General features: G+C 57.9%; 23 protein-coding genes. 6 read left to right on the top strand and 17 right to left on the bottom strand.

Annotated elements, in window-relative coordinates; all coding sequences use genetic code 11:
• Window position 1: 1 nt before the first annotated feature.
• Both nlpD and rpoS read left to right on the top strand, forming a co-directional pair.
• Window positions 2-1,126 (top strand): murein hydrolase activator NlpD, encoded by a 1,125-nt coding sequence (gene nlpD, locus ACMYSO_RS08965; RefSeq protein WP_434583310.1) that lies wholly within the window; start codon window positions 2-4, stop codon window positions 1,124-1,126.
• Between the two features lie 217 nt (window positions 1,127-1,343).
• Entirely contained in the window at window positions 1,344-2,336 is a 993-nt protein-coding gene (gene rpoS, locus ACMYSO_RS08960) for an RNA polymerase sigma factor RpoS (protein ID WP_123756740.1), read from the top strand.
• A gap of 65 nt (window positions 2,337-2,401) precedes the next feature.
• Here rpoS and ACMYSO_RS08955 read toward each other — a convergent pair whose 3' ends face one another.
• Window positions 2,402-2,779 (bottom strand): DUF4440 domain-containing protein, encoded by a 378-nt coding sequence (locus ACMYSO_RS08955; protein WP_434670188.1) that lies wholly within the window; start codon window positions 2,777-2,779, stop codon window positions 2,402-2,404.
• Window positions 2,776-3,990 (bottom strand): MFS transporter, encoded by a 1,215-nt coding sequence (locus tag ACMYSO_RS08950; protein WP_434670186.1) that lies wholly within the window; start codon window positions 3,988-3,990, stop codon window positions 2,776-2,778. Before ACMYSO_RS08950 ends, ACMYSO_RS08955 begins: the two co-directional genes overlap by 4 nt.
• A gap of 109 nt (window positions 3,991-4,099) precedes the next feature.
• Here ACMYSO_RS08950 and ACMYSO_RS08945 point away from each other — a divergent pair, with 109 nt between their 5' ends.
• On the top strand, window positions 4,100-4,987 hold the full coding sequence (locus tag ACMYSO_RS08945) for a LysR family transcriptional regulator (protein ID WP_434670184.1): 888 nt from the start codon (window positions 4,100-4,102) through the stop codon (window positions 4,985-4,987).
• An 89-nt stretch (window positions 4,988-5,076) separates the two neighbouring features.
• Here the strand turns inward: ACMYSO_RS08945 and mutS are convergent, their stop codons facing one another.
• The gene (gene mutS / locus ACMYSO_RS08940; protein WP_434670183.1) at window positions 5,077-7,644 is read right to left on the bottom strand and encodes a DNA mismatch repair protein MutS; all 2,568 of its coding nucleotides are present in this window, start codon (window positions 7,642-7,644) and stop codon (window positions 5,077-5,079) included.
• 273 nt (window positions 7,645-7,917) lie between these two features.
• Complete coding sequence (locus ACMYSO_RS08935) at window positions 7,918-8,850, bottom strand: LysR family transcriptional regulator (RefSeq protein WP_434670182.1); 933 nt, start codon at window positions 8,848-8,850, stop codon at window positions 7,918-7,920.
• 92 nt (window positions 8,851-8,942) lie between these two features.
• Between ACMYSO_RS08935 and ACMYSO_RS08930 the strand changes: the two genes are divergently transcribed.
• Window positions 8,943-9,419, top strand: coding sequence for a GNAT family N-acetyltransferase (locus tag ACMYSO_RS08930; protein WP_434670181.1), 477 nt, complete (start codon window positions 8,943-8,945; stop codon window positions 9,417-9,419).
• Between the two features lie 90 nt (window positions 9,420-9,509).
• On the opposite strand, the gene ACMYSO_RS08925 is transcribed toward ACMYSO_RS08930, so the two are convergent.
• From ACMYSO_RS08925 to ACMYSO_RS08905, 5 genes are all read right to left on the bottom strand, one after another.
• Complete coding sequence (locus ACMYSO_RS08925) at window positions 9,510-10,289, bottom strand: heme ABC transporter ATP-binding protein (RefSeq protein ID WP_434670775.1); 780 nt, start codon at window positions 10,287-10,289, stop codon at window positions 9,510-9,512.
• Window position 10,290: 1 nt separating this feature from the next.
• Entirely contained in the window at window positions 10,291-11,286 is a 996-nt protein-coding gene (locus ACMYSO_RS08920) for a FecCD family ABC transporter permease (protein ID WP_434670180.1), read from the bottom strand.
• Window positions 11,286-12,104, bottom strand: coding sequence for a heme/hemin ABC transporter substrate-binding protein (locus ACMYSO_RS08915; protein WP_434670178.1), 819 nt, complete (start codon window positions 12,102-12,104; stop codon window positions 11,286-11,288). Before ACMYSO_RS08915 ends, ACMYSO_RS08920 begins: the two co-directional genes overlap by 1 nt.
• Window positions 12,101-13,132, bottom strand: a complete 1,032-nt coding sequence (locus tag ACMYSO_RS08910; protein WP_434670177.1) for a hemin-degrading factor — start codon at window positions 13,130-13,132, stop codon at window positions 12,101-12,103. Before ACMYSO_RS08910 ends, ACMYSO_RS08915 begins: the two co-directional genes overlap by 4 nt.
• Window positions 13,133-13,207: 75 nt before the next feature.
• On the bottom strand, window positions 13,208-15,577 hold the full coding sequence (locus ACMYSO_RS08905) for a TonB-dependent receptor domain-containing protein (protein ID WP_434670176.1): 2,370 nt from the start codon (window positions 15,575-15,577) through the stop codon (window positions 13,208-13,210).
• 215 nt (window positions 15,578-15,792) lie between these two features.
• Here ACMYSO_RS08905 and ACMYSO_RS08900 point away from each other — a divergent pair, with 215 nt between their 5' ends.
• A complete protein-coding gene (locus ACMYSO_RS08900; protein ID WP_123756752.1) occupies window positions 15,793-16,086 on the top strand; it encodes a SelT/SelW/SelH family protein in 294 nt (97 codons plus the stop codon).
• A 75-nt stretch (window positions 16,087-16,161) separates the two neighbouring features.
• Window positions 16,162-16,512, top strand: a complete 351-nt coding sequence (locus tag ACMYSO_RS08895) for a nitrous oxide-stimulated promoter family protein (protein WP_434670175.1) — start codon at window positions 16,162-16,164, stop codon at window positions 16,510-16,512.
• A gap of 30 nt (window positions 16,513-16,542) precedes the next feature.
• Here the strand turns inward: ACMYSO_RS08895 and ACMYSO_RS08890 are convergent, their stop codons facing one another.
• The 8 genes from ACMYSO_RS08890 to ACMYSO_RS08855 form a co-directional block, all read right to left on the bottom strand.
• The gene (locus ACMYSO_RS08890) at window positions 16,543-17,388 is read right to left on the bottom strand and encodes a metal ABC transporter permease (RefSeq protein WP_434670174.1); all 846 of its coding nucleotides are present in this window, start codon (window positions 17,386-17,388) and stop codon (window positions 16,543-16,545) included.
• Complete coding sequence (gene sitC / locus ACMYSO_RS08885) at window positions 17,382-18,230, bottom strand: iron/manganese ABC transporter permease subunit SitC (protein ID WP_434583327.1); 849 nt, start codon at window positions 18,228-18,230, stop codon at window positions 17,382-17,384. The genes ACMYSO_RS08890 and sitC overlap by 7 nt, the downstream gene beginning before the upstream one ends.
• Window positions 18,227-19,048, bottom strand: coding sequence for a manganese/iron ABC transporter ATP-binding protein (locus tag ACMYSO_RS08880; RefSeq protein ID WP_434670173.1), 822 nt, complete (start codon window positions 19,046-19,048; stop codon window positions 18,227-18,229). The genes sitC and ACMYSO_RS08880 overlap by 4 nt, the downstream gene beginning before the upstream one ends.
• Window positions 19,045-19,962, bottom strand: a complete 918-nt coding sequence (locus ACMYSO_RS08875; protein ID WP_434670171.1) for a metal ABC transporter substrate-binding protein — start codon at window positions 19,960-19,962, stop codon at window positions 19,045-19,047. The genes ACMYSO_RS08880 and ACMYSO_RS08875 overlap by 4 nt, the downstream gene beginning before the upstream one ends.
• 215 nt (window positions 19,963-20,177) lie before the next feature.
• Window positions 20,178-21,140: a LacI family DNA-binding transcriptional regulator gene (locus tag ACMYSO_RS08870; RefSeq protein WP_123756757.1), complete on the bottom strand. Its 963-nt coding sequence runs from the start codon at window positions 21,138-21,140 to the stop codon at window positions 20,178-20,180.
• Window positions 21,141-21,194: 54 nt separating this feature from the next.
• Window positions 21,195-22,109, bottom strand: coding sequence for an ROK family protein (locus ACMYSO_RS08865; RefSeq protein WP_434670170.1), 915 nt, complete (start codon window positions 22,107-22,109; stop codon window positions 21,195-21,197).
• A 71-nt stretch (window positions 22,110-22,180) separates the two neighbouring features.
• Window positions 22,181-22,495, bottom strand: a complete 315-nt coding sequence (locus tag ACMYSO_RS08860; RefSeq protein WP_434587155.1) for a PTS lactose/cellobiose transporter subunit IIA — start codon at window positions 22,493-22,495, stop codon at window positions 22,181-22,183.
• Between the two features lie 23 nt (window positions 22,496-22,518).
• Window positions 22,519-23,841, bottom strand: a complete 1,323-nt coding sequence (locus ACMYSO_RS08855; RefSeq protein WP_434670169.1) for a PTS sugar transporter subunit IIC — start codon at window positions 23,839-23,841, stop codon at window positions 22,519-22,521.
• Between the last annotated feature and the right edge of the window lie 9 nt (window positions 23,842-23,850).

The raw sequence follows: 23,850 nt of genomic DNA, 5'->3' as shown, positions 1-23,850 counted from the left end.
AATGAGCGCGGGAAGCCCAAAATTTACCTTAAGTCGCATTGCGGCGTTATCACTGGTTTCACTCTGGCTGGCAGGTTGTTCAAATAACAATAACCCGCCTGCACCGGTTAGTTCAGCGGGTGGAGCCTCTTCTTCCGGAACCAATTCCGGGATGCTGATTACCCCGCCGTCGCCAACAGGATCCTCCACAGCGGTACAAACCGCCCCGCAGATTCAGCCGGTTCAGACGCAGAAGACTCAGGTTCAGCCAGTGGCGCAACAGCCGGTGCAGACCGTCGATGGCAAGATCGTCTATAACCGTAAATATGGCGATATTCCGAAAGGCAGCTACACTGGTGGCAGCACTTACACCGTGAAACGCGGCGACACGCTGTTCTATATTGCATGGGTTACCGGCAACGATTTCCGTGACCTTGCCCAGCGTAATAATATCCCCGCACCGTATGGCCTGAACGTCGGTCAGACGCTGCAGGTTGGCAACTCTGCCGGCCAGCCGATTACCGGCGATAACGCGGTTGCCCAGGCCAGCGCACAGTCCAGCGGCGGTATGACGGCGGCCGCAACTTCTGCACAAAAATCCACCGCAGTGGTTGCGTCGCAACCAACTATTACGTATTCTGAATCTTCAGGTGAACAGAATGCTAATAAGATGTTGCCGAACAATAAGCCTGCGACGACCACCGTCGCGCCGGTTACGGCTCCAGCTGTCAGCACTACCCAACCGACTGCAAGCAGTACGTCAACCAGTTCGCCGATCTCCGCATGGCGCTGGCCGACTGACGGCAAAGTTATCGAAAACTTTAGTGGTGCCGAAGGCGGCAATAAAGGGATTGATATTGCAGGCAGTAAGGGACAGGCTATTGTCGCGACAGCTGATGGTCGCGTCGTCTATGCCGGTAATGCGCTGCGCGGTTACGGTAATCTTATTATCATCAAACACAACGATGATTACCTGAGTGCCTACGCTCATAACGATACAATGCTGGTCCGGGAGCAACAGGAAGTTAAAGCGGGGCAGAAAATCGCTACCATGGGTAGCACCGGCACCAGCTCTACAAGATTACACTTTGAAATTCGTTACAAGGGGAAATCCGTCAACCCGCTGCAATATTTACCGCAGCGATAATTTGGCAGAGTACGGATAAGCGTCATATCAGTTTACTGGCGTCAGGCCGGTTGTCATCGCCCCTTCAGTGGGGCAAAAGTTTCCGTCCTGGCGTTATTTGATTGATATACACCCTAAGTAATTCGAGTTGCAGGAAAGCCAACGCTCATGCAACTTGAAGTATGACGGGTCATCGCGAAGGTGCTTTGCTCAGGGATCACGGGTAGGAGCCATCTTTATGAGTCAGAATACGCTGAAAGTTCATGATTTAAATGAAGACGCGGAATTTGATGAGAACGGAGTCGAGGCCTTCGATGAGAAAGCCTTAGTAGAAGAGGAACCCAGTGATAGCGATCTGGCTGAGGAAGATCTCCTGTCGCAAGGCGCAACACAACGCGTGCTTGATGCGACACAGCTCTATCTTGGTGAGATTGGTTATTCCCCACTGCTGACAGCGGAAGAAGAAGTTTATTTCGCTCGTCGCGCGTTGCGTGGTGATGTCGCATCACGCCGCAGGATGATCGAAAGTAACCTGCGGTTGGTGGTGAAGATTGCTCGTCGGTACAGCAATCGTGGTCTGGCGCTGCTGGATCTGATTGAAGAGGGCAATCTGGGGCTGATCCGTGCGGTTGAGAAGTTTGACCCGGAACGTGGGTTCCGTTTCTCAACTTACGCAACCTGGTGGATCCGTCAAACGATTGAACGGGCGATCATGAACCAAACCCGTACCATCCGTTTGCCTATCCATATCGTTAAAGAGCTGAACGTCTATCTGCGTACCGCCCGTGAGTTGTCCCATAAACTGGACCACGAGCCGAGTGCGGAAGAGATTGCCGAACAGCTGGATAAGCCGGTTGATGACGTGAGCCGTATGCTGCGTCTGAACGAGCGCATTACCTCGGTGGATACGCCGCTGGGTGGTGACTCGGAAAAAGCGCTGCTGGATATTCTGGCCGATGAGAAAGACAACGGTCCGGAAGACACCACGCAAGACGATGATATGAAACAAAGCATCGTAAAATGGCTGTTCGAACTGAACGCCAAGCAGCGTGAAGTGCTGGCCCGTCGTTTCGGTTTGCTGGGTTATGAAGCCGCTACGCTTGAAGATGTTGGCCGTGAAATTGGTCTGACCCGCGAACGCGTTCGTCAGATTCAGGTTGAAGGGCTGCGCCGCCTGCGGGAGATCCTGCAAGGCCAGGGGCTGAACATCGAAGCGCTATTCCGCGAATAAGACATTTTCTCTCAAAAAGGCCCGATCGCAAGATTGGGCCTTTTCCTTTCCTGGTCAGCCTGATTTTACCTCTGCCAGGTCTCCTGCAGATGGCGCCACAAAATCTGCTCATCCTTCAGCCTGAACACTACCGTTGACCAGCGTGCCGTCGGCGCCTGTCCGGGTAGGGTCTGCGTTTCCCGATAGAGAACCACCGCGCCATTGTGCCAGCGGGCAAGCTCCGTAAGGCTATCAATGGCGATCTTCAGGCCCGCGCGGCTGCCACCGGCCTGTTGGAAAAAGTCGCTGACCTTTAGATGATCCATATGAGCACCGCCGGTGGTGAGCAGGGTAAAATCGTGAGTAAAGCGTGCCATTAACGCCGCCGCGCTCCCTTCCTTGCGGCCTAACCAGTTTTCAATAACGACGTGGGCATCAACAACTTCCTCAAAATATGCGTTCATTTCTTCTCCATTTTGCTATGCAGGCGCCGGATCAGCGCCCGATTGTCGAATCGCAGGCAGCTCAGTAAGGGGATGAGGGTAATCCCGGCTGCGGTCATAAACACCCCGCGCCACGCCTGCGGGGTGGAATAATGGTGGAGCAGGACGCTGAGCAGCGACGCCAGCAGCGCCGCACCGGCTAAAAAGCTGAGCTGACGGTTGATATTCCACAGCGCGCTGGCGTCCGGCAGGTGGTGGTTGGCGATATTCAAAAAGGCGCTGCTTTGCGCCGTGCTGCTGCACAGGCTGCCACCTGCGCCCATCAACGTGAAGGCGCTTATCAGCGTGCTCGCGGAAGTCTGCGGGCCGACGCCGATCAGCAGTGAGATCCCCGCCGCCTGGAGCAGGCATCCGCTGATAATAAACGGTCGGGGGCCGAATCGATTGTAGTATCTGCCGGTCAGCGTAATCGCCACAAACGATGCCAGCGACCACGGCAACATCAGTGAACCGACGGCGGAAGGCGACATACCGGTGAGGGTTTGTAGATAAAACAGGCCGACCACGTTGATGCCAATAAACGTGCCGGGGACGCAGAGGTAAACCAGCATCGCGAAGCGCAGCAGCGGGTCGGCCAGCAGCGGCAGGTGTAAAAAGCGGCTCGGACGCGTCGTTTTCGCCTCTTTTTCAAGCCAGCAGGTAGCCAGGATAAGCGTCAGGGCTGCGACGGGCAGGCTGGCAAAGAAGACCCAGCGCCAGCTGAACGTCTGCACCAGCAGCCCGCCAAGCGCCGGAGAGCAGGCGGGAGCCAGCAACCCGACCAGCATTACTGCGGCAGAGAGCTTTGCCCGCTCGTGGCTCTGAAAGTACTGCCAGGTCATTGCCTGGCCAACGGGAATTAATAGCCCGCCGCCGATCCCCTGCAGGGTGCGCCAGAAAACCAGCGCGCTCAGCGAATCCGCCATTCCAGCTCCCAGCGCTGCGGCGCTGAACAGCAGCAGTGACAGCAGAAAAACGTGGCGGGCGCCAAATCTCTGCGCAAGCCAGGCGCTAAAGGGGATCACCAGCGTGAGCCCGACAATATAGCCGTTGCTGACCCAGGTGAGTTCGCCCACGGAGGCGTTAAGCGCCCGGCTCATGTCGGGAAAGGCAACGCTGGCGATAAACATATTGATTAAGTCGAGAAAAAAACCGAGCAGAAAAACGGTGGCAACCTTGCTGCGATGGGTCATGGCGATCTCCGGTAAAGAAGGTCGCTACTCTACCCGCCGGCGTCGGGCGGATAAACGCGGTGAAGCGGGATATACTGTCTTAAAATTTTTGACAATAAGCCGAATTAGCATGCTAAATCTGCAACGTATGGCCATGTTTGTGGCGGTCGTGGACTGTGGAAGTTTTACCGCGGCAGCGGTTGCCCTGGCCCAGACCAAGGCGGTGGTGAGCTTTAACGTGCGGCAACTGGAGAACGAGCTTGGCGTCACGCTGCTTTTACGCTCTACGCGGCGGTTGACCCTGACGGACGCAGGAACGGTGTTCTATCAGCGCGGCGTCGGGTTGCTGAAGGCGGCGGAGAATCTTCAGGATGAGGTGCGGGCCAGCCACGCTGGATTGAGCGGCGAGCTGCGTATTACTACCACCCCGGAATACGGGGCACGGGTGGTTGTTCCCGCGCTGGCCGAGTTTAGTCAGCTGTACCCGGCGCTGCGCGTGCGCCACGTTTCCTCCTCGCATCATGCCGATTTAATCTCTGAACGGTTTGATGTCGCCATTCGCCTCGGGACCCTGGCGGACTCGCGCTACCGTGCGGCGCTGATCTCGCGCTTTGCGATCCTGCCCGTTGCCGCTCCCGCGTGGCTGGCGCAGCATCCGCTGGCAACCCTCGAAGACCTGGCCCAGGCCGAGTGGATTATTCACGAGCGCCTGCAAACCCCGCTGCGCTGGCAGCTGAGCGGATTGGGGGAGAAGGCTATTGGTTTTGAGATTAAAAAGACCCCGCGTCTGTCGGCGGACAGCGCCAATGCGCTAATGGCCTTCGTCCTGGCCGGCAGCGGCGTGGCGCTGTTGCCGGAGTGGCTGGTGGCCTCATCGTTGGCGCAGGAGCGTTTGATCCATTTGCTACCGGAGCTGAGCTTTCCACCGCAGGGGGTCTATGCGGTTTACCCGGACGCGCGGCACGTGCCGACTAAGGTCCGGGCGTTTATCGATTTTTTACGCCAGCGGGTGGGGTAACCTGCCGGAGTTTTCGGTTACTCCTGCGGTGCAGACCCGGGCAAAGCGTTGCCGCTTGCCCGGGAGTGACGTTCAGAGGAGGAGGGGGATTACGCCAGACTTTTCAGCCGATAAATCCACTCCAGCGCCTGACGCGGGGTGAGTGAATCCGGGTCAAGATGTTCCAGCGCTTCGAGAGCCGGAGAGGTCTCTTCCGGAGCCGACAGCAGCGACATCTGGGTGCCGTCCACCTGAGTGGCAGCCGCGTTGGGGGCAATGCTCTCCAGCTCGCGCAGCTTCTGGCGCGCACGCTTGATCACCTCTTTCGGCACGCCGGCCAACGCGGCAACCGCCAGACCGTAGCTCTTACTGGCCGCACCATCCTGTACGCTGTGCATGAAGGCGATGGTGTCGCCGTGCTCCAGCGCGTCCAGATGGACGTTGGCGACCCCTTCCATTTTCTCCGGCAGCTGTGTCAGTTCGAAGTAGTGGGTGGCAAACAGCGTCAGCGCTTTAATCTTATTGGCGAGGCTTTCCGCACAGGCCCACGCCAGCGACAGTCCGTCGTAGGTGGAGGTACCACGGCCGATTTCGTCCATCAGCACCAGGCTGTGTTCGGTGGCGTTATGCAGAATATTGGCAGTTTCGGTCATTTCGACCATGAAGGTTGAACGACCGCTTGCCAGGTCATCTGCTGCCCCGACGCGGGTAAAGATACGATCGATGGGACCGATCTCGACTTTCTCTGCCGGGACGTAGCTGCCGATATAGGCCAGCAGCGCGATAAGCGCAGTCTGACGCATATAGGTACTTTTACCGCCCATATTCGGCCCGGTAATAATCAACATCCGCCGCTGCGGCGCCAGGTTCAGCGGGTTGGCGATGAACGGCTCTTTCAGCACCTGCTCGACGACCGGGTGACGGCCTTCAGTGATGCGAATGCCCGGCTTGTCGCTAAAGGTCGGGCAGCAGTAGTTCAGCGTTTCCGCGCGCTCGGCGAGGTTGATCAGCACATCGAGCTCTGCCAGCGCGTTGGCGCTCTGCTGAAGGTCGGCCAGGTGCGGCAGCAGCATATCGAACAGCTGCTCGTAGAGCTGTTTCTCCAGCGCCAGGGCTTTGCCTTTCGAGGTCAGAACCTTGTCTTCATACTCCTTCAGTTCCGGAATAATGTAGCGCTCGGCGTTTTTCAGCGTCTGGCGGCGGACGTAGTGGATTGGCGCATGCTGGCTCTGGCCGCGGCTGATCTGGATGTAGTAACCATGAACGGCATTGTAGCCGACCTTCAGGGTGTCCAGGCCCAGACGTTCACGTTCGCGAATTTCCAGCTTATCGAGATAGTCGGTGGCGCCATCTGCCAGGGCGCGCCATTCGTCGAGCTCCTCATTGTAGCCCGGGGCGATGACCCCGCCGTCACGCACCAGCACCGGCGGCGACTCGATAATCGCCTGCTCCAGCAGCTCGCGCAGTTCGCTGAACTCGCCCATTTTATCGCGCAGTTGCTGAACCGGCGCACAGCTGACGTCAGCCAGCATTTCACGCAGGGCCGGCAGCTGCTGGAATGCGTAACGCATGCGGGCAAGATCGCGAGGGCGTGCGGTACGCAGCGCCAGTCGTGCGAGGATACGTTCCAGATCGCCGACCTGGCGCAGAACCGGCTGCAGGTCGCTGTAGTACTCCTGCAATGCGCCGATGGTCTGTTGACGCTCAACGAGCACCGTGGTGTCGCGTACCGGCATATGCAGCCAGCGTTTCAGCATGCGGCTGCCCATTGGCGTCACGGTGCAGTCGAGCACCGACGCCAGGGTATTGTCGAAACCGCCGGCCAGGTTCTGGGTAATCTCGAGGTTACGGCGGGTCGCCGCATCCATGATGATACTATCCTGCTGGCGCTCCATGGTGATGGAACGAATATGCGGCAGGGAAGTGCGCTGCGTATCTTTGACGTACTGCAGCAGGCAGCCGGCAGCACACAGGCCGCGAGGCGCGTTTTCGACGCCGAAACCGACCAGATCGCGGGTACCAAACTGTAAATTCAGCTGCTGACGGGCGGTATCGATTTCAAATTCCCACAGCGGACGGCGGCGCAGGCCGCGACGGCCTTCGATCAGCGAGGACTCGGCGAAATCTTCAGCGTACAGCAGCTCGGCCGGGTTGGTGCGCTGCAGTTCTGCAGCCATGGTTTCTCGGTCCGCCGGTTCGCTGAGGCGAAAACGACCGGAGCTGATATCCAGGGTGGCATAGCCAAAGCCTTTGCTGTCCTGCCAGATGGCGGCCAGCAGGTTATCCTGGCGCTCCTGCAACAGCGCTTCATCGCTGATGGTGCCGGGGGTGACGATGCGCACCACTTTGCGCTCGACCGGCCCCTTGGTGGTGGCCGGATCGCCAATCTGTTCGCAAATCGCCACCGACTCGCCCTGATTCACCAGCTTTGCGAGATAGTTTTCCACGGCATGGTGGGGGATCCCGGCCATGGGGATTGGTTCGCCCGCCGAGGCGCCGCGTTTGGTCAGCGAGATATCAAGCAGCTGTGAAGCGCGTTTAGCGTCGTCATAAAACAGTTCGTAGAAATCACCCATCCGGTAGAACAGCAGGATCTCCGGGTGCTGAGCTTTCAGCTTCAGATACTGCTGCATCATGGGGGTGTGATTGGAGAAGTCCTTGTCTGTGGCTTCAGTCATAGTGGTATTACTCTTTTTTTAGTCTTTCTAGTGCTTATGTGGCCCATGCTCAATCCCTGTAAATCCACATAAACTCGCAAATTTTCTCGCCTGGCCCGCAACGATATTCTTGCTGTCATATCTGACGTTCGCTGCGTTGCGCCAGGCGGTACTGGCATGCCGTCAGTTTGACGAAAAACGCGAATCGAATCCAGCGAAGAGTATTCTCGTCAGAGGGTAATAGTCATGTATAACGGCTGGCTATGGTTATCAGCGAATGGGACCGGCACGCCTTTATGTTTGCGACCTGACCTCGTGTGCCAGCGCCTGCAGGACTTCCTTAAGCCAGTGGGTTACATCCCGCTTACCGCTGCGCTTATGAGAGTAAATTTTCACTTCAAATGGCGGGATTTCGAAGGGGAGCGCGAACATCTTGATATCCGCTGCCGGCAGCAGCTTATTAGCGGCAAAACGGGGAATGGCCATCAGCAGGTCGCTTTCCGCCACAATGAACGGCGCACTGAGCATTGACGGTGTTTTGATAGTGGTCTGGCGGGTATATCCCATCTGTTCCAGCTGTAAATCCAGTACCCCCAGTTTCTCATTCCAGGGCGTCACCACCAGATGCTGGGCAGCGAGATAATCCTCCAGCGTCAGCGCTGTCCGACGGGTATTGCTGATGACAACATACTCATCTTCGAACCAACTGAGCTCATCCAGCTCCGGATGCCGGATATCTTCCGCCGTGCTGAACCCAAGCGCCAAATCCACTTCGCCTGCCAGCAATTCGGTTAATGCCGGGCTGTGCGGCAGATAGCGTAGCTCGAAGCGCAGGCCCGGCGCGGCATGCTGCAGCTTGTGCATCAGGGCCGGGAAAATGCAAAACGCGGTAAAATCGGTAATCGCAATGTGTAAACACTCGGTACTGCTGGCGGCTTCAAATTTCGGCTGCGGCGTCAGCTCCTGGTTTAGTAGTTTCAGCGCCGCGCCCAGGGTCGGCGCGAGCTGAATGGCATACACGCTGGGGCACATCCGGTGGCCTTCACGATAAAACAACGGATCGTTGAGGGAGAGCCGTAGCCGCGATAACGCGTGGCTCAACGCCGAGGTGCTCATCGCCAGCTCATCCGCCGCCAGGCGAACCGAACGATGACGATAGATCGCATCGAAAACAGGCAGGAGATTTAAATCAATACGCCGTAGCGCCGGATGCATAATATTCATCATTACGTGATTTCATTGCACTTAATTCTCCTGACAATAACCCTTATGCTTAGCGCCATCAATGTTCACGCCAGACCGTCATAACAGGAAAACTTATGAGCATCAGGATTCGCCAGGCCCGCCCGGAAGATGTCACCACCATTTACGATATGATCTATGAACTGGCGGTGTATGAAAAAGCCCCGGAGCAGGTCGTTACCACGCCAGATGAGATCCGCGAAACGCTGTTTGGCGCAGACAGCAAGACCGAAGCGCTCATCTGCGAAATTGATGGCACATCGGTAGGCTATGCCGTCTTCTTTACCAGCTACTCCACCTGGCTTGGACGTAACGGTATCTATATGGAAGATTTGTATATTTCCCCTGAATATCGCGGCAAAGGGGCGGGAAGGGCGATGCTGAAACATATCGCGCAATGCGCGGTGCAACGGCAGTGCGGCCGTCTTGAATGGAGCGTGCTCGACTGGAACCAGCCCGCCATCGATTTTTACCTGAGCATCGGCGCGTTGCCGCAGTCCGAGTGGGTACGCTATCGCCTGGATGGTGACGCGTTGCTGAAATTTGCTGAATGACATTCCGCTTAATGTAAGAAACTCCGCCGCAGCGGAGTTTGGCGGATGGCCCGGTTTTACCTGCGTAAGCAAGGTGATGGCGTTTGACGTTTACGGCGCCAGATAGACCTGCGGGATGGCGATATCCGGGTGTTCGCCCAGGCGCACCTCGGCACCGTACCAGCGGCCGATCACCGACTGGCGGATGACCTCATGCGGTGTTCCCTGAGCCACCAGCTTGCCCTGATGCAGTAGCAGAATTCGGTCTGCCCAAAGCGCGGCGAGATTGAGATCGTGCAGTACCACGCAGACGTGCAGCAGGCCGCTGCGGGTCAGCCGTTTAAGCAAGCGCAGCAGATGCTGCTGATAGTACAGATCCAGCGCCGAAGTCGGTTCATCGAGAAACAGCCAGCCCTGGGGGGCATTTTCATGCCACAGCTGGGCGAGACTACGGGCCAGCTGCACCCGCTGCTGTTCGCCACCGGAAAGCGACGGGTAGCGTCTGCCCGCCAGATGATCACAGCCGGTTTCCACCATCACCTGCTCAATCATCTGCGGGTCCGGTTTTTTACCCCACGGCGAGCGTCCCATGGCGATCACCGTTTCAACGGGCCAGTCGGCCTGTAGCTGCGTGCGCTGCAGCATCACCGCCCGGCGACGGGAAAGCGCATCGGGGGACCAGCTTTCCAGCGGACGGCCTTCCACCTGACGTTCGCCGTCATCCGGGACCAGGAAACCGGTCAGCAGCCGAAGCAGCGTCGATTTTCCGGCGCCGTTCGGGCCAATCAGCGCCGCCACTTCTCCCGTGTGCAGCTGCACCGAAACATCATCAATCACCCGGCGTTTACCCAGTTGCAAAGAGAGGGAGGTGGCGCTGTAAGCGTGATTCAGGTTATCCATAGGTTGCCCTCTGCTGGCGAAAAATAAGCCACAAAAACCACGGCGCACCGAGCATGCTGGTCAGCAGACCGACCGGCATTTCAGCCGGTGCCGCGACGGTGCGGGCAAGGGTATCGGCCAGCAGCAGTAAAATCGCCCCGGCCAGCAGCGAACCCGGCACCAGCCCGCGATGGTCTGGCCCCAGCCACATGCGCATCAGGTGCGGAACCACCAGGCCGATAAAACCAATTACCCCGCTGATCGCCACCGACGAGGCCACCAGCAGCGCGCTGCACAGCAGCAACAGCCGCTGCAACGCCCGGACGTTGATGCCAAGGTAATGCGCTTCTTCATCGCCAAGCTGGAGCAGATTAAGGCGCGACGCCATCAGCCAGACGATCGCCGAGGCAGGGATCATTAAGGTGGCCGCTACCAGCAGCGTCGACCATTCGGCCTGTCCGAGGCTGCCCATCCCCCATAGCGAAAGCTGGCGCAGCTGGGTATCGTTGCTGATCCACGCCAGCACGCCAACCAGCGCGCCGCACAGCGCGTTAATGGCGATGCCGACCAGCAGCAGGCGCGAGAGCGAACCATCCCCGGCTTTGCTAAGGATAAAAATCACCACCATCACCGCCATGCTGCCGATAAATGCCGCCAGCATCGGAGCATACAGCGCCACCAGGACCGGAACCGACAGCGGCAACACCAGCCAGCAGGCGACCGCCAGCGCTGCGCCACTGCTGATCCCCAACAGGCCAGGATCTGCCAGCGGGTTACGAAACAGCCCCTGCATGACGCAGCCAGAGAGCGCCAGCGCGGCGCCGACCAGCAGCGCCAGCAGTACCCGCGGCAGACGAATTGTCAGCCAGATATGGCGGAGCATCTCATCACCGGGTGGCCACAGGCTGGCAATCGGCAACTGCATCGCCCCGAGGGTCGTGGCGAACAACGTCAGGCCGATCAGCAGCAGCACCATTAGCCACAAATAGCGGGAGGTGGTGGGGCGCATCAGGGGAGCTGCTCCGCTTTTTGGCGCAGCTGGCTGACGGCTTCAGGCGTACGCGGGCCAAAGCCGAGCAGGGCCATATCATCAATCACCAGCACCTGCTGGTTACGGCCGGCCGGGGTTTGCGCGAGGCCGGGCAGTTTCCACAGTCCGGCTTCGCCGCCCATGCCTTTGAGACCATCGGCGGAGATCACCACCAGATCCGGCAGACTCGCGACCACCCCTTCCTGGGACATACTGCGATAATGGTCAAAACCCTGCATTGCGTTTTGCAGCCCGGCCGCCCGAATAGCGCCGTCCGCCGCGGTCTGTTTCCCGGCAACCATAGTGTTCATGCCGCCATGGCTGAGAATAAACAGCACCCGCTTGTTGATGGGCTGTGTCGGTATCCTGGCGATTTGAGCGGCGACCGTCTGGCGTAGCGTATTGCCTTGCGCCTCTTTGCCCAGTGCCTCGGCCACGGCCGCAATTTTAGTATCAATTGCCGCAAGGTCGTTTCCACCCGGAATATTGACCACTTTTACCTGGCTCTCCTGCACCTTTTTCAGCACCAGCGAAGGCTGGGCCTGCGCGCTCGCCAGCACCAACGTCGGGCGCAAAGAGAGGATCCCTTCGGCATTAAGCTGGCGGATATAGCCAACATCCGGGAGCGCATGCGCGGCGGGAGGCCAGGTGCTGGTGCTGTCTTTGGCGACCAGCTGCTGTTGCGCCTGCAGGGCATACACGATTTCTGTCACGTCGCCGCCGAGCGACACAATGCGCTCGGTTGCCGCATGGGCCCACAGCGGAAATGCGGCACATAACATCAGCCAGTATTTCATGCGGTTTGTCCCTGCGTTGTCAGGCTGTCAACCTGGCTCCGCCACGTCGCTTGCTCCGGGTGGCCTTCGCTGCGTTGCCCGTACAGCTGAGCAATCTGGGTTCCGTCCTGGGCAAACAGTTCCACGCTGGTGACGTGGCCATCTGAAGTGGGCTTGCGGGTTACCCACACTTCATCGATGCTGTCTTCACGCAGGTGCAAGGTAAAGGTGGTGTTGAAGATGTTCAGCCAGCCGCGCATCGGCGTGAGTTTTTCCAGCGCGCCGGTAAAGATCTGTACACAGCCGCGGTTACCAACGAAGATCATGATCTCGTTCCCTTCTTCGCGGATGGTCTCCAGCAGACGCGGCAGGGCATCGCGGTCAATGCGGCAGGCCAGGTCGTCATTAACCAGGCGGAACGCCTGCTGGCGCGAGAGGTTATATTTGCGCAGCAGTCCGAAGAACTGATGCACGTCGGTCATGGCGCGCCATTCGCTTTCCAGCGCGGCGCCGTCGGCGGAATCCGCGTAGCGGGGGGCATCGACCGGGCGCAGCGCCAGCGCCTGAGGATCGGTCTGGGTGTGCCCGGCAACCAGGGCATCCCACGCCACTATATCGGTCTGATCGGTGGTGTAAACCTTCAGCAGCGCGTCGCCGTGATGGTCGAAGAACTGGATGCTCTGACGACCGTTGTCGTTCAGGTGGAAGGCGCTGGCCCACTGGCTGAGGAACAGGCGCAGATCGAGCGCGCGCGGGTTGAGAACCAGCCCTGCGTGGCCGCTCAGATGCTGGTGGGTAAACTGGCCAACCTGCTCATGGACCGCATATTCGTTACGGCAGATGCATTTGGTCTCACCGACGCTTTCCAGCCCGGCAATCAGCACTCGTGCGTCGTCCTGCAGGCGCGTGGCGTCATACCCGACGCGCGCGGCGGTCAGTTCGGCTTCACTGATTGCCATTTCGGCGGCGATATCGCGCGCATATTTGGCGGATGAGTTGGCTTTGGCGGTCTGATAACGCTGCCACAGGTCGTTTTGCGCGTTTTGCATAATTCACATCCTTCTCTACGATGAATATCCCCGGCCTCGTCAGGCCGGGGAGCAGGTTTATTATTATTGCGGCGATCAGAAGTCGACGTTGACGCCCAACTGCCAGGTACGGCCCGGCATGACCGCCAGCGCTTTATCGTTGGCATCCTGGTTTGTGGATGTCTCAATATTGCGGCTGCTCAGGTAATCCCAGTATTTACGATCGGTAATATTGTACACGCCGCCGTTCAGGCGCACGTTCTTCGCCACCTGCCAGTAAGCGGTCCAGTCCAGCATGCCGTAGCCCGGTACGCGCATGTATTCGCTGGTGGAGTCGGTGATCGCGGTGCCGCTGTTGGAGTAGCTTTCGCGGTTGGTCGCAGTGGCCTGCTTGCCTTTAACAAAGGTTGCGGTCAGCGCGGTACCATAGCGTTTTGCCGGGTCATCCCATGCTACGCCGACAATCGCTTTCATTGGCGCAACGCTATCGATGTCGACATATTTGTCGCCGCTGTAGCTGGATTTCGACTTGCCTTCGTTGTAACCGTAGGCAAGGGTCGCGCTCAGACCGTTGACCTCTTCAAACCAGGTGCCGAAATTAAACTTCGCACTGATTTCACCGCCGTAGATATAGGCTTTATCACGGTTTTCCGCCTGATAAATGGTGTAGATATTCGACGGAACATTGCTGAACTTATCCGGATTACCAGAGCGCGTATAGCGGCTATAGGCGATGAAGTTTTTATAGCTGTTGTAGAACAGCGCGGTGCGCATGGTGATCCCTTCCACCACTTCACCTTTTAAGCCCCATTCGAAGTTATCGCTGGTTTCGGTTTTCAGATCGGTGTTACCAATCAACGCGTATTGCGCCCGGCCGGCGTAGCTGGATCCGAGGTTCCACGAGCCGTACAGCTGGCTGGCATTCGGGAATTCAGCGCCACGCTTGTACTGCAGATAGGTCATGGTGCGTGGCGTAATGTCGTACTGGAAGGTTAAGGACGGCAAGACCTGGGTGTCGGAGTTTTTGCCGTACAGGGTGGCAACCGAGTCTTCGGTCAGCACGCTGCTGTTAGTAGTCAGCGAGCTGAGGTTCTCAGGCTTGGTGGATTGATGCACCACGCGCACGCCCGGGATCACCGCAAAATTGTGGCTATCCAGATCGAAGTTGATCTTGTCCTGCACGAAGCCGCCCAGCGTGTAGCCACGGCTGTCCGCTTCCGGCTGCATGATCGCGGTATAGACGCTTGGTACCGGCGACTGGCTAAACGGACGCTGAGTTTTGGTGGTGCTGGCGTTCAGGCCGGCGCTCAGGTCATGACGGCCGATCGACTTCGCCAGCGCGGTCTGGAAGCCCCAGGTGTCGGTATCGTAGTTGGAGTTGACCGTTTCCATTGCCAGGGAGGTGCTGTCCGGCATGTAGGTCCAGTCGTGGGCTTCGGTGTGCTGGTAATAGACTTTGGTCGACATGCTGTCGATGTAGTCATTCATCGGCGTCCAGTCGTCTTTCAGGCTGATGCCCCAGCGACGAGTCTGGCTGGTCTGGTTCGACGTGCCGATAACGCTGTTACCGCTGGAATCCCACGCATCGTAATGGGTATGGTTGGTTTTGTGGTAGTAATCGAAGGTGCTGGTCAGCTTGTGTTCGTCGTTAGGCTGCCAGATCCCGGAAGCCATAAACGCGTCGGAGTGCCAGTTTGCCGGGTACGCATCTACCGTACCGCTGTTATTTTCCGTCTCCTGGCCATCGCGGCGGCTGTAAACGAAAATGCCGCGCAGGGTTTCATCACCGCCCGCCACCGTCACGCCGTTATGCCAGCTCCGGTCCGCCGAGTCATAGCCGCTGCGGTAACCAAACGCGCTGGTTTTTCCCGGATGCAGATAGTCATCCGCCGATTTTGGCTGGAAGGAGACATTCCCGCCGATAGAGGTATTAACGGTTTCAGTCGAGGTCGCACCGGACTGAATATCGATGCTGCCGTACATGTACGGGTCGATATAATCACGGCCGATACCGAAGGTATTCAGGCCTGCGCGGCTAACGTAGCTGCGTCCGGTGGCGTCCGGCTGGGCAATGCCGTCGACGTCAATGCCGACGCGGTTGCTTTCCAGGCCGCGAATGTTATACCCGGTGTAGCCGCCGCGGTCGAAGCCGCTCTTGCCGTTGCCCGAACCACCGCTGGCGCCAGTTGCGCTAATCAACGGTTCGTAACGCATGATGGAGCCAAAGTCTTTGGCTCCTTTGTCCTGCAGTTCCTGGGCGCTAACCGAATGTTCGCTGCCCGGTTTAAGCACTGGCGCAGGTGCCGTGACCGTCATCTGCTCCGTCGTATCGGACGAAGCATCGTTGATCGCGGTTTGAGTTGTGGTATCAGCCGCCCCGGCGGTGGTCTGATACATTGCTGCGAGCAAAGAAGTCACCAGCAGGCTTTTTTTAAACCAGACAGGTGATTGAGTGGATTTATACATAGTAGCCACGCCTTGATAATTATTAGTATCGGCTCACGCGTTACTTCCAGATTTGCAGGTTAGTCCCGTTGTTTCCCTGACGGACCGTATTCTCCATGCTTATTGATTGCGAATGGTAATAATAGGCATTATCATTTGCAACAAGATAATCAATTATTCCTCATTTTATCTGCAATTTGTTTACAATTTGCCCTTTCAGACACCGTGAGATCACCATGAGCCATAAAGCCAACATCACTATTAACTACTGCTCGCAATGTAACTGGATGCTGCGCGCCAGCTGGATGGCGCAGGAGCTGCTGCATACTTTCAGCACCGATATTGCCTCGGTGAAGCTGGTTCCCGGCACCGGAGGGATCTTCACGATCCACGTGGACGAGGTACAAATCTGGGAGCGCAAGCAGGATCAGGGCTTCCCGGATGCCGCCGAACTGAAGCGCCGGGTTCGCGATGTCTGCTTCCCGGAAAAAGCGCTGGGGCACGTGGATAAACCGGCGGATCCGGCGTAAGCGGCAGGGGAAAAACGGCTGCGCCCGATACGTTAAAGGTGTATTATTTTTGCATCTTTATTGAGGGGAAAGGCCATGGCAGGAAAACGCATCGACCGTGAGAAACAGACCATTCGTTGCATGATTGCGCTCTACCAGCGCCGCTGCCCGGATGCGCAGGGCGATGCGGAGCACTATCAGGCACTGAACGCTTATGCGGATAAGCGGCTGGATAAGTGCGTGTTTGGTGAGGAAAAACCGGCCTGTAAGCAGTGCCCGGTCCACTGCTACCAGCCGCAAAAACGCGAAGAGATGAAGCAGATCATGCGTTGGGCAGGGCCGCGCATGCTCTGGCAGCACCCGATTCTGACCCTTCGCCATCTGATTGATGATAAACGCCCGGTGCCGGAGCTCCCGGAAAAATACCGGCCTAAAAAGTCGCGATGATCTCTTCGCTGGCGATGCGTACTCTGGCGACTAACCGCCACCCACGGTTGCCTGGGTTCGACTATCGCGAACCGACGTACCGACAAAGGCGATCACAAACAGCGCGCTGAACAGCACGACGATCGTCGGCGCCGGTGCGCTATCCAGATAAAACGACAGCCAGACGCCAGCAAAGCTACAGCTAACGGCGATGCCTACCGCCAGCAGCAGCGCGCTGATAAACCGTCGGGTCAGCAGCAGCGCAATGGCGCCAGGGGCAATCAGCAGCGAGATCGACAGAATAATTCCTACCGCCTTCAGCGTCGCCACGATGGTCAGCGCAATCATGCACAGCAGCCCGTAGTGCAGCAACCCACAGCGCAAGCCACTGGCTTTGGCCTGATGCGGGTCGAAGGCATGCAGCACAAAATCACGCCACTTTAACCCAACGATCAGCGTGATAATTAAGGCAATCGCCGACGTTTGCCCAATATCACTCGCCGAAATCCCCAGCATATCGCCAAACAGAATGTGGTCGAGATGGACCTCAGACTGGATCGAGACGTACAGCACCAGCCCGGCGCCAAACATCCCGGAAAAGACAATACCCATAATGGTATCGCGCTTGATGCGGCTGTTATCGTCGAGATAGCCGGTGGCCACGGCGCAGAACAGGCCAGCGACAAAGGCGCCGATAGCGAACGGAATGCCGATAATGTAGGCCACCACTACGCCGGGGAAGACCGCGTGGCTCATGGCATCTCCCATTAATGCCCAGCCTTTCAGCACCAGAAATACCGACAGCAACGCGCACGGGACGGCGACAATCGTCGCCACCAGGATGGCGTTAACCATAAACGAAAACTGGAAGGGCTCGAGGAGGGTTGTTATTAGCATGAAGACCTCCTGGCGCGGCGACGGTTAGCCAGCAGACCGTGTTTGGGCGCCATCACAAAGGTGATTAAAAAGATCAGCGTCTGGGCCACCACGATAATGCCGCCGGTGGCACCGTCCAGATAGTAGCTTAGCCAGGCGCCGAAAAAGCTGGTCAGGCTGCCAATGGCGACGGCAATCGCCAGCAGGCGCGGAAAGCGATCGGTCAGCAGCCAGGCGGTGGCGCCGGGGGTAACCACCAGGCAAATCACCAGGAAGGCGCCCACGGTTTGCAGGGCCGCCACGGTACAGGCTGCCAGCAGGGTAAAGAACAGCAGCTTCAGCCCGGTGGTATTGAGGCCAATGGAGCGGGCATGACTTTCATCGAAAAAGGTCACCATCAGGTCTTTCCATTTCAGCAGCAGAATCACCATTGAAAGCGATCCGATGGCCGCCAGCTGGATAATATCCTCCGGCGCAATCGCCAGAATATTCCCGAGAATAATGGTCTGGATATTCACCGAAGTAGGGTTGAGGGAGACCATAAACAGCCCGATGCCAAAGAACGAGGAGAATATCAGGCCAATAATGGCGTCTTCTTTGAGCTTCGAACGTTGGTTGAGAAACAGCATGCTGCCTGCCGCCAGTCCGCCGGAGAGAAACGCGCCGACGGCAAAGGGCAGACCCAGCATATAGGCTCCGGCAACGCCGGGTACGATGGAGTGGGAGAGGGCATCGCCAATCAATGACCAGCCTTTCAGCATCAGGTAGCAGGAAAGAAAAGCGCATACGCCGCCCACCAACGCCGACACCCACATCGCATTCAGCATGTATTGATAGCCAAATGGCTCAAGCAGCCAGTTCACTCTTCACCGCCCGTCGCCCGGCGGCTGATAAACGGACGTTCATCGTCAGTAATGACCTGGGTTTCACCGCCGCTGAGCACCACGTGACGCAGGACGCCGCTGAACGCGCGCTCAAGGTTTCCGGCAGTAAAGGTGGTTTCCGTCGGCCCGCTGGCCAGCACGGTACCTTTGACCATCACCGTATAATCGCAAAACTCGCTGACCGACCCGAGATTATGGGTGGAGACCAGCATGGTGCAGCCTTCATCACGTAGTTCGCGCAGCAGGGCGATGATCCGCGCTTCGGTCTGAACGTCAACGCCGGTGAACGGTTCGTCGAGCAGAATCACCTGGCCTTGTTGAGCGATGGCGCGGGCAAGAAACACCCGCTTTTTCTGCCCGCCGGAAAGCTCGCCGATTTGCCGATGGCGGTAGTCGCTCATGCCGACCCGGGCCAGCGCCGCATCGACGCGTTGGTGATCCTCGGCTTTAGCCCGCCGCAGCCAGCCCATATGCCCATAGCGGCCCATCATTACCACATCCTCCACCAGCACCGGGAAGGACCAGTCCACATCCTCAGACTGCGGTACATAGGCCACCAGGTTCTGGCGCAGGGCGCGATTTACCGGCTGACCAAGAATCGCAATGTCGCCGTGGGACAGGCGAACAAACCCCATCAGCGCTTTAAACAGCGTCGATTTCCCTGAGCCATTCACCCCGACCAGCGCGGCAATCGAACCGCGCGGGACGCTGAACGTCGCATCGCGCAGCGCCGTGTGACCATTGCGATAGGTGACGCTGACCTGGTTGACCGCAAGGCCCGCGATGTCTGTACTCATTGCTGTTTCCTCAGGCCGTCGTTGATGCCCTGGACGATGGTTTGCGTGGTGACGCGCAACAGGTCCAGATAGGTCGGAACCGGGCCGTCGGCGGCGCTCAATGAGTCCACATAGAGCACGCCGCCGTAATGGGCGCCGGCTTCTCTCGCTACCTGGCGCGCGGGTTTATCAGAGATGGTGCTTTCGCTGAAGATGGTCGGGATATGCTCTTTCTTCATGATGTCGATGGTTTTACGCACCTGCTGCGGCGTGCCCTGCTGGTCAGCGTTGATAGGCCACAGATAGCGCTCCTTCAGGCCGTTGTCCCGGGCCAGATAGGAGAAGGCACCTTCGCTGGTGACCAGCCAGCGTTTCTCTTCCGGCAGCCGGGCCAGCTCCGCTTTCAGCGGCTCCATGGTCTGGCGGATTTTCTCTTTGTAGGCCTCGGCGTTCTGGCGATAGGTATCGGCATGAGTAGGGTCGTACTTCACCAGCGCGTTGCGAATGTTATCGACGTAGATCAGTGCGTTATCCATCGACATCCACGCATGGGGGTTGGGTTTACCGTTATAGGGGCCATCGCTGATCCCCATCGGTTGAATGCCGTTGCTGACCACCACTTCCGGCACCCCTTTCAGATGCTGATAGAAGCGGGAGAACCATAGTTCCAGATTCAGACCGTTGGTGAGGATCAACTGCGCCCCCTGGGCGCGTTTAATGTCGCCTGGCGTGGGTTGATATTCGTGGATCTCGGCGCCGGGTTTGGTTATCGAATTGACCTGGGCCGCATCTCCGGCGACGTTTTGCGCCATATCGGCAATCACCGTAAAGGTGGTGATCACGGTGAATTTTTCGTTAGCCTGAGCCGGGGCGATCGTCATGACGGCCAGCAGCGTGGTAAAGAGCAGATGTTTCAGCGACGGCAAATGCAGCATAAGATCCCTCATAGCGATGTGGTTAATTAATCATCTTTTATAGCCATTGCTATGTTATATAGCACAGGCTATTTGCAAATGAAAATGATTATTATTTGCATGGTCTGGTAATGATTAGCACGGCAAGGATATCGCGGGAGCTAAGCGGGGAATCGCAGGAATAAAACAGGTTATCTGCCTGCCCGGCAGGGGATAACAACCCGGGCAGGATAAAATCAGGAAATGTCGGCGACTGACTGGCGTGGGATCAGGCGGCCTGCGAGAGTCCGTCCTTCGGTGGCAAATGCCGGGCGCTCATCAATCAGGTTGCGGATGCGCTGCAGGCAGTTTTCCATCAGTTGCTCCAGCGGCCACGAGATACAAGTCAACGGCGGATAGAGCAGCGAGGCCAGCGGCGAATCTTCAAGGCTCAGCAGCGAGACTTCCTGCGGTACGGCAACGTTAAATTCGCGCAGCAGCCGCATGGCTTCCGCCGCGTAGCGGTCACGCTTAACGATAATCACCGAATATTTGCTGAAGCTGTTGATAAGCGTAAGCAGGGCCTGTTCGACATCGTCGTTGGCCGTCAGCACCAGCTGGCGGTTGAAAGGAATCGAGTAGTTTTGCAGGACGTTACGATAGCCTTCCTGCATCTGGCGGCTGGCGTCATCGCTGTCGCTGTCCGAGAGCAGGGCGATATGGCGATGGCCTTTACCAATCACGTAGCGGCAGGCGCTTTCGGTGGCGAAGGCGTAGTCGTAACCCTGATTGTTGACCCCGGCGATGCTGAAACGATCGAAGGAGATCACGTTGCGCGGTGTATCCGCCGGCAGAGGACCGAGCACCACAACGGCGACACACTGGCGCTGGAAGTCGTCGATAACGGCGGCCTGTTCGACAGCATCCGTCACGTACTGGACAATCAGGTTTTTATTCAGGCTTTTGAGCGCCACAGACAGCAGAGGAAGCAGCCGTGCGCTGCTGCTTTCATCCCGCACCGGGAGGACCAGGCCGACATGATTGGATGTTTGACTGGCGAGATTCTGCGCGGCAAAACTTGGGCGATAGTTCAGCTCTTCCACTGCCCGCAGGACGGCTTCCCGGCTTTCGTCACGCACGCCGCGGGTGCCGGTCAGCACACGAGATACCGTCGCTCTCGAGACATTCGCTAATCTTGAAACATCATCAATGGTTGGCATGGTATTTTCTGCTTTGATTATTTCGCTTAGCTTAACATACCTGCTGAAAAAGTGTCATCGCCAGCGGTCCGCGGAATTTGCCAGAACCGGCAGCCACGCCGCACCGCGCACGCCGCTGGCATCGCCGAAGCGGGCCGGTTTAATCTGGGTTCTGCAGCTGTCGGAAAACAGATAAGGCACCAGCGCGGCCGGTAACGCGCCGTAGATTTTTTCAACGTTGGACAAGCCGCCGCCCAGCACAATGACCTGGGGATCGAGAATATTGATCACCGACGCCAGACTGCGGGCAAATGCATCAATAAAGTGCTGCCAGTGGGCCTGGGCCTGCGGGTCGCCGTCTCCTGCGGCCTGAATTATGGCTTCCGCTTGCGCCTGTTCGCCGAAGCGGCGGGCAAAGCCGGTGCCGGAGATAAAGCTTTCGATGCAGTTCACTTTGCCGCAGTAGCAGGGTTGATCCGGGCCATCACGCTCTGGCGTATAGCCCGGCAGCGTGTTGTGCCCCCATTCGCCCACGATGGCGTTGGGTCCGCTCAGCAGCTGCTGGTTGACGGCGATACCGCCGCCGCAGCCGGTGCCAATAATCACGCCGAATACCGTACTGGCGCCAGCCCCCGCGCCATCTACGGCCTCGGAGAGCGTGAAGCAGTCGGCATCATTGGCTATCCAGACCGGCTGGCCGAGCTGCTGCTTCAGATCCCGACGCAGGTCGTGGCCATTGAGCACCAGGCAGTTGCAGTTTTTAATCAGGCCGCTCTGCGGGTCGATGGCGCCCGGCAGGCCAATGCCAATCGTAAACGGCTGTTCGCTCCACTGACGCACGCTGTCGATCAGGCCAAGCAGCTGCAGCATAAAGGCCTCATAGCTCTCTTTGTGCGTCGGCCGACGTTGGCGATAGACGCATTCGCCGTCGGCGTTGAGCATCACGGCTTCCATTTTGGTACCGCCGATATCTAAACCCAGATGTAGCATGGTTGTCCTCAGAGAAGAGTGGGTGAAGGCACTCCCGGGCGGTCGCGTCAACGTCCGCCCGGGGCGTCCGGCTACTGGTGCAGCGGGCGTGAACGGTAGACGGCAATCAGTTCGGCGATCAGCTCTTTCGCCAGAATCGAGGTCATCAGGTGATCCTGAGCATGGACCATCACCAGCGTCATTTTGGTTTTCCCTTCGCCTTCGTCGGCTTCAATCAGCTGAGTCTGGACAAGGTGCGCTTCGCGGGAATAGTGCGCGGCTTCTTTCATCTTTTCGTCCGCGGCGGAAAAATCACCCTCTTTGGCACAGCTCAGTGCCTCAAAACAGAGGCTACGCGCCTGGCCGGCATTGATGATAATGCCCATGATTTGTTCTTCTAATTCCATCATAAACCTCAAAATAGTATGAATTAAGCGGACTGAGCCACGGCTTCAGTCTGGGTTGCTGCGTTGTCGTGTTCCTGCTGCAGCAGCTGTTTTTCGTAGGCTTTGAGGAACGGTAGATACATCACCATCGCCGTCGCCATACAAATCAGGCACATGATCACCGGGCTAAAGCTCCAGTTTGCCGCCCATGAGGCACCGACAGGAGCCGGAGTCGTCCACGGCGTCATCGACACTACGCGGCTTACCAGGTCCAGCTTCAGCGCAAAGTACGCCAGCGTGGCGTTCACCATCGGTACCAGCACGAATGGCAGGAAGAACAGCGGGTTCATAATGATCGGCGCGCCGAACAGAATCGGTTCGTTGATGTTGAACACGCCCGGTACGACGCCCATGCGTCCAATGGTACGCAGGTGGACCGCCTTGCTGCGCAGCAGCATCAGCGCCAGCGGCAGCGTGGAGCCAACGCCGCCGATCAGCAGATAGTGGTCCCAGAAACCTTGCACATAGATATGTGGGATCGCTGTGCCCGCCGCCATCGCAGCCTGGTTAATCGACAGGTTCGCCATCCAGAACGGGTTCATGATCCCGGTGACGATCAGCGCCCCGTGGATCCCGGCAAACCACAGCACCTGGCAGACCAGCACCGACAGCAGAATGGCGGGTAAGGTATCGGAGGCGGCGACCAGCGGTTTCACCAGCGACATGATCGCTTCCGGAATGATCATCCCCAGCTGTGCTTCGATAAACAGGTTCAACGGATGTAGCGTCAGGACGATAGCCAGCACTGGGATCAGAATTTCAAACGAGCGCGCAACGCCGGCCGGGACTTCAGGCGGCAGGCGAATGGTAATGTTGTGCCGCTTAAGGAAGGCGTACAGTTCGGTGGAGTAAATCGCCACCAGAATCGCGGTAAAAATCCCCTGTCCGGAGAAGTAGGCAGTGGAGATCTGCCCGTCTTTCAGCGGGGCGGCCACCAGCAGGAAGGACATCAGCGACAGCATGCCGGCGGTGAGTGAATCCAGGTTGTGGTGTTTTGCCAGGCTGGCAGCGATGCCGACCGCGATAAACAGGGTCATCACCCCCATGCTGAAGTTAAAAGGCAGCATCAAGGCATCGCGATGATCGAGGGAGAACTGCAGCCACGCCCGGGCAAATCCCCAACTGGTATCCGGTGAGAAGGGCGGAAAGATAAATACCAGCAGAAAAGATCCGACGATCATAAAGGGCAGCGCCGTGATGAAACCATCGCGGATCGAGGTGACATACTTTTGCTGCCCGATTGCCCCGGCCATCGGGGTAATTTTTTGTTCAATAACGGTGATCAATTTAGCGTACAGAGAGCTCATGATCTTTCC

The sequence above is a fragment of the Klebsiella sp. B345 genome, assembly GCF_051131735.1.
Lineage (GTDB): Bacteria > Pseudomonadota > Gammaproteobacteria > Enterobacterales > Enterobacteriaceae > Klebsiella.
This window is presented reverse-complemented; position numbering and strand designations above follow the sequence as displayed.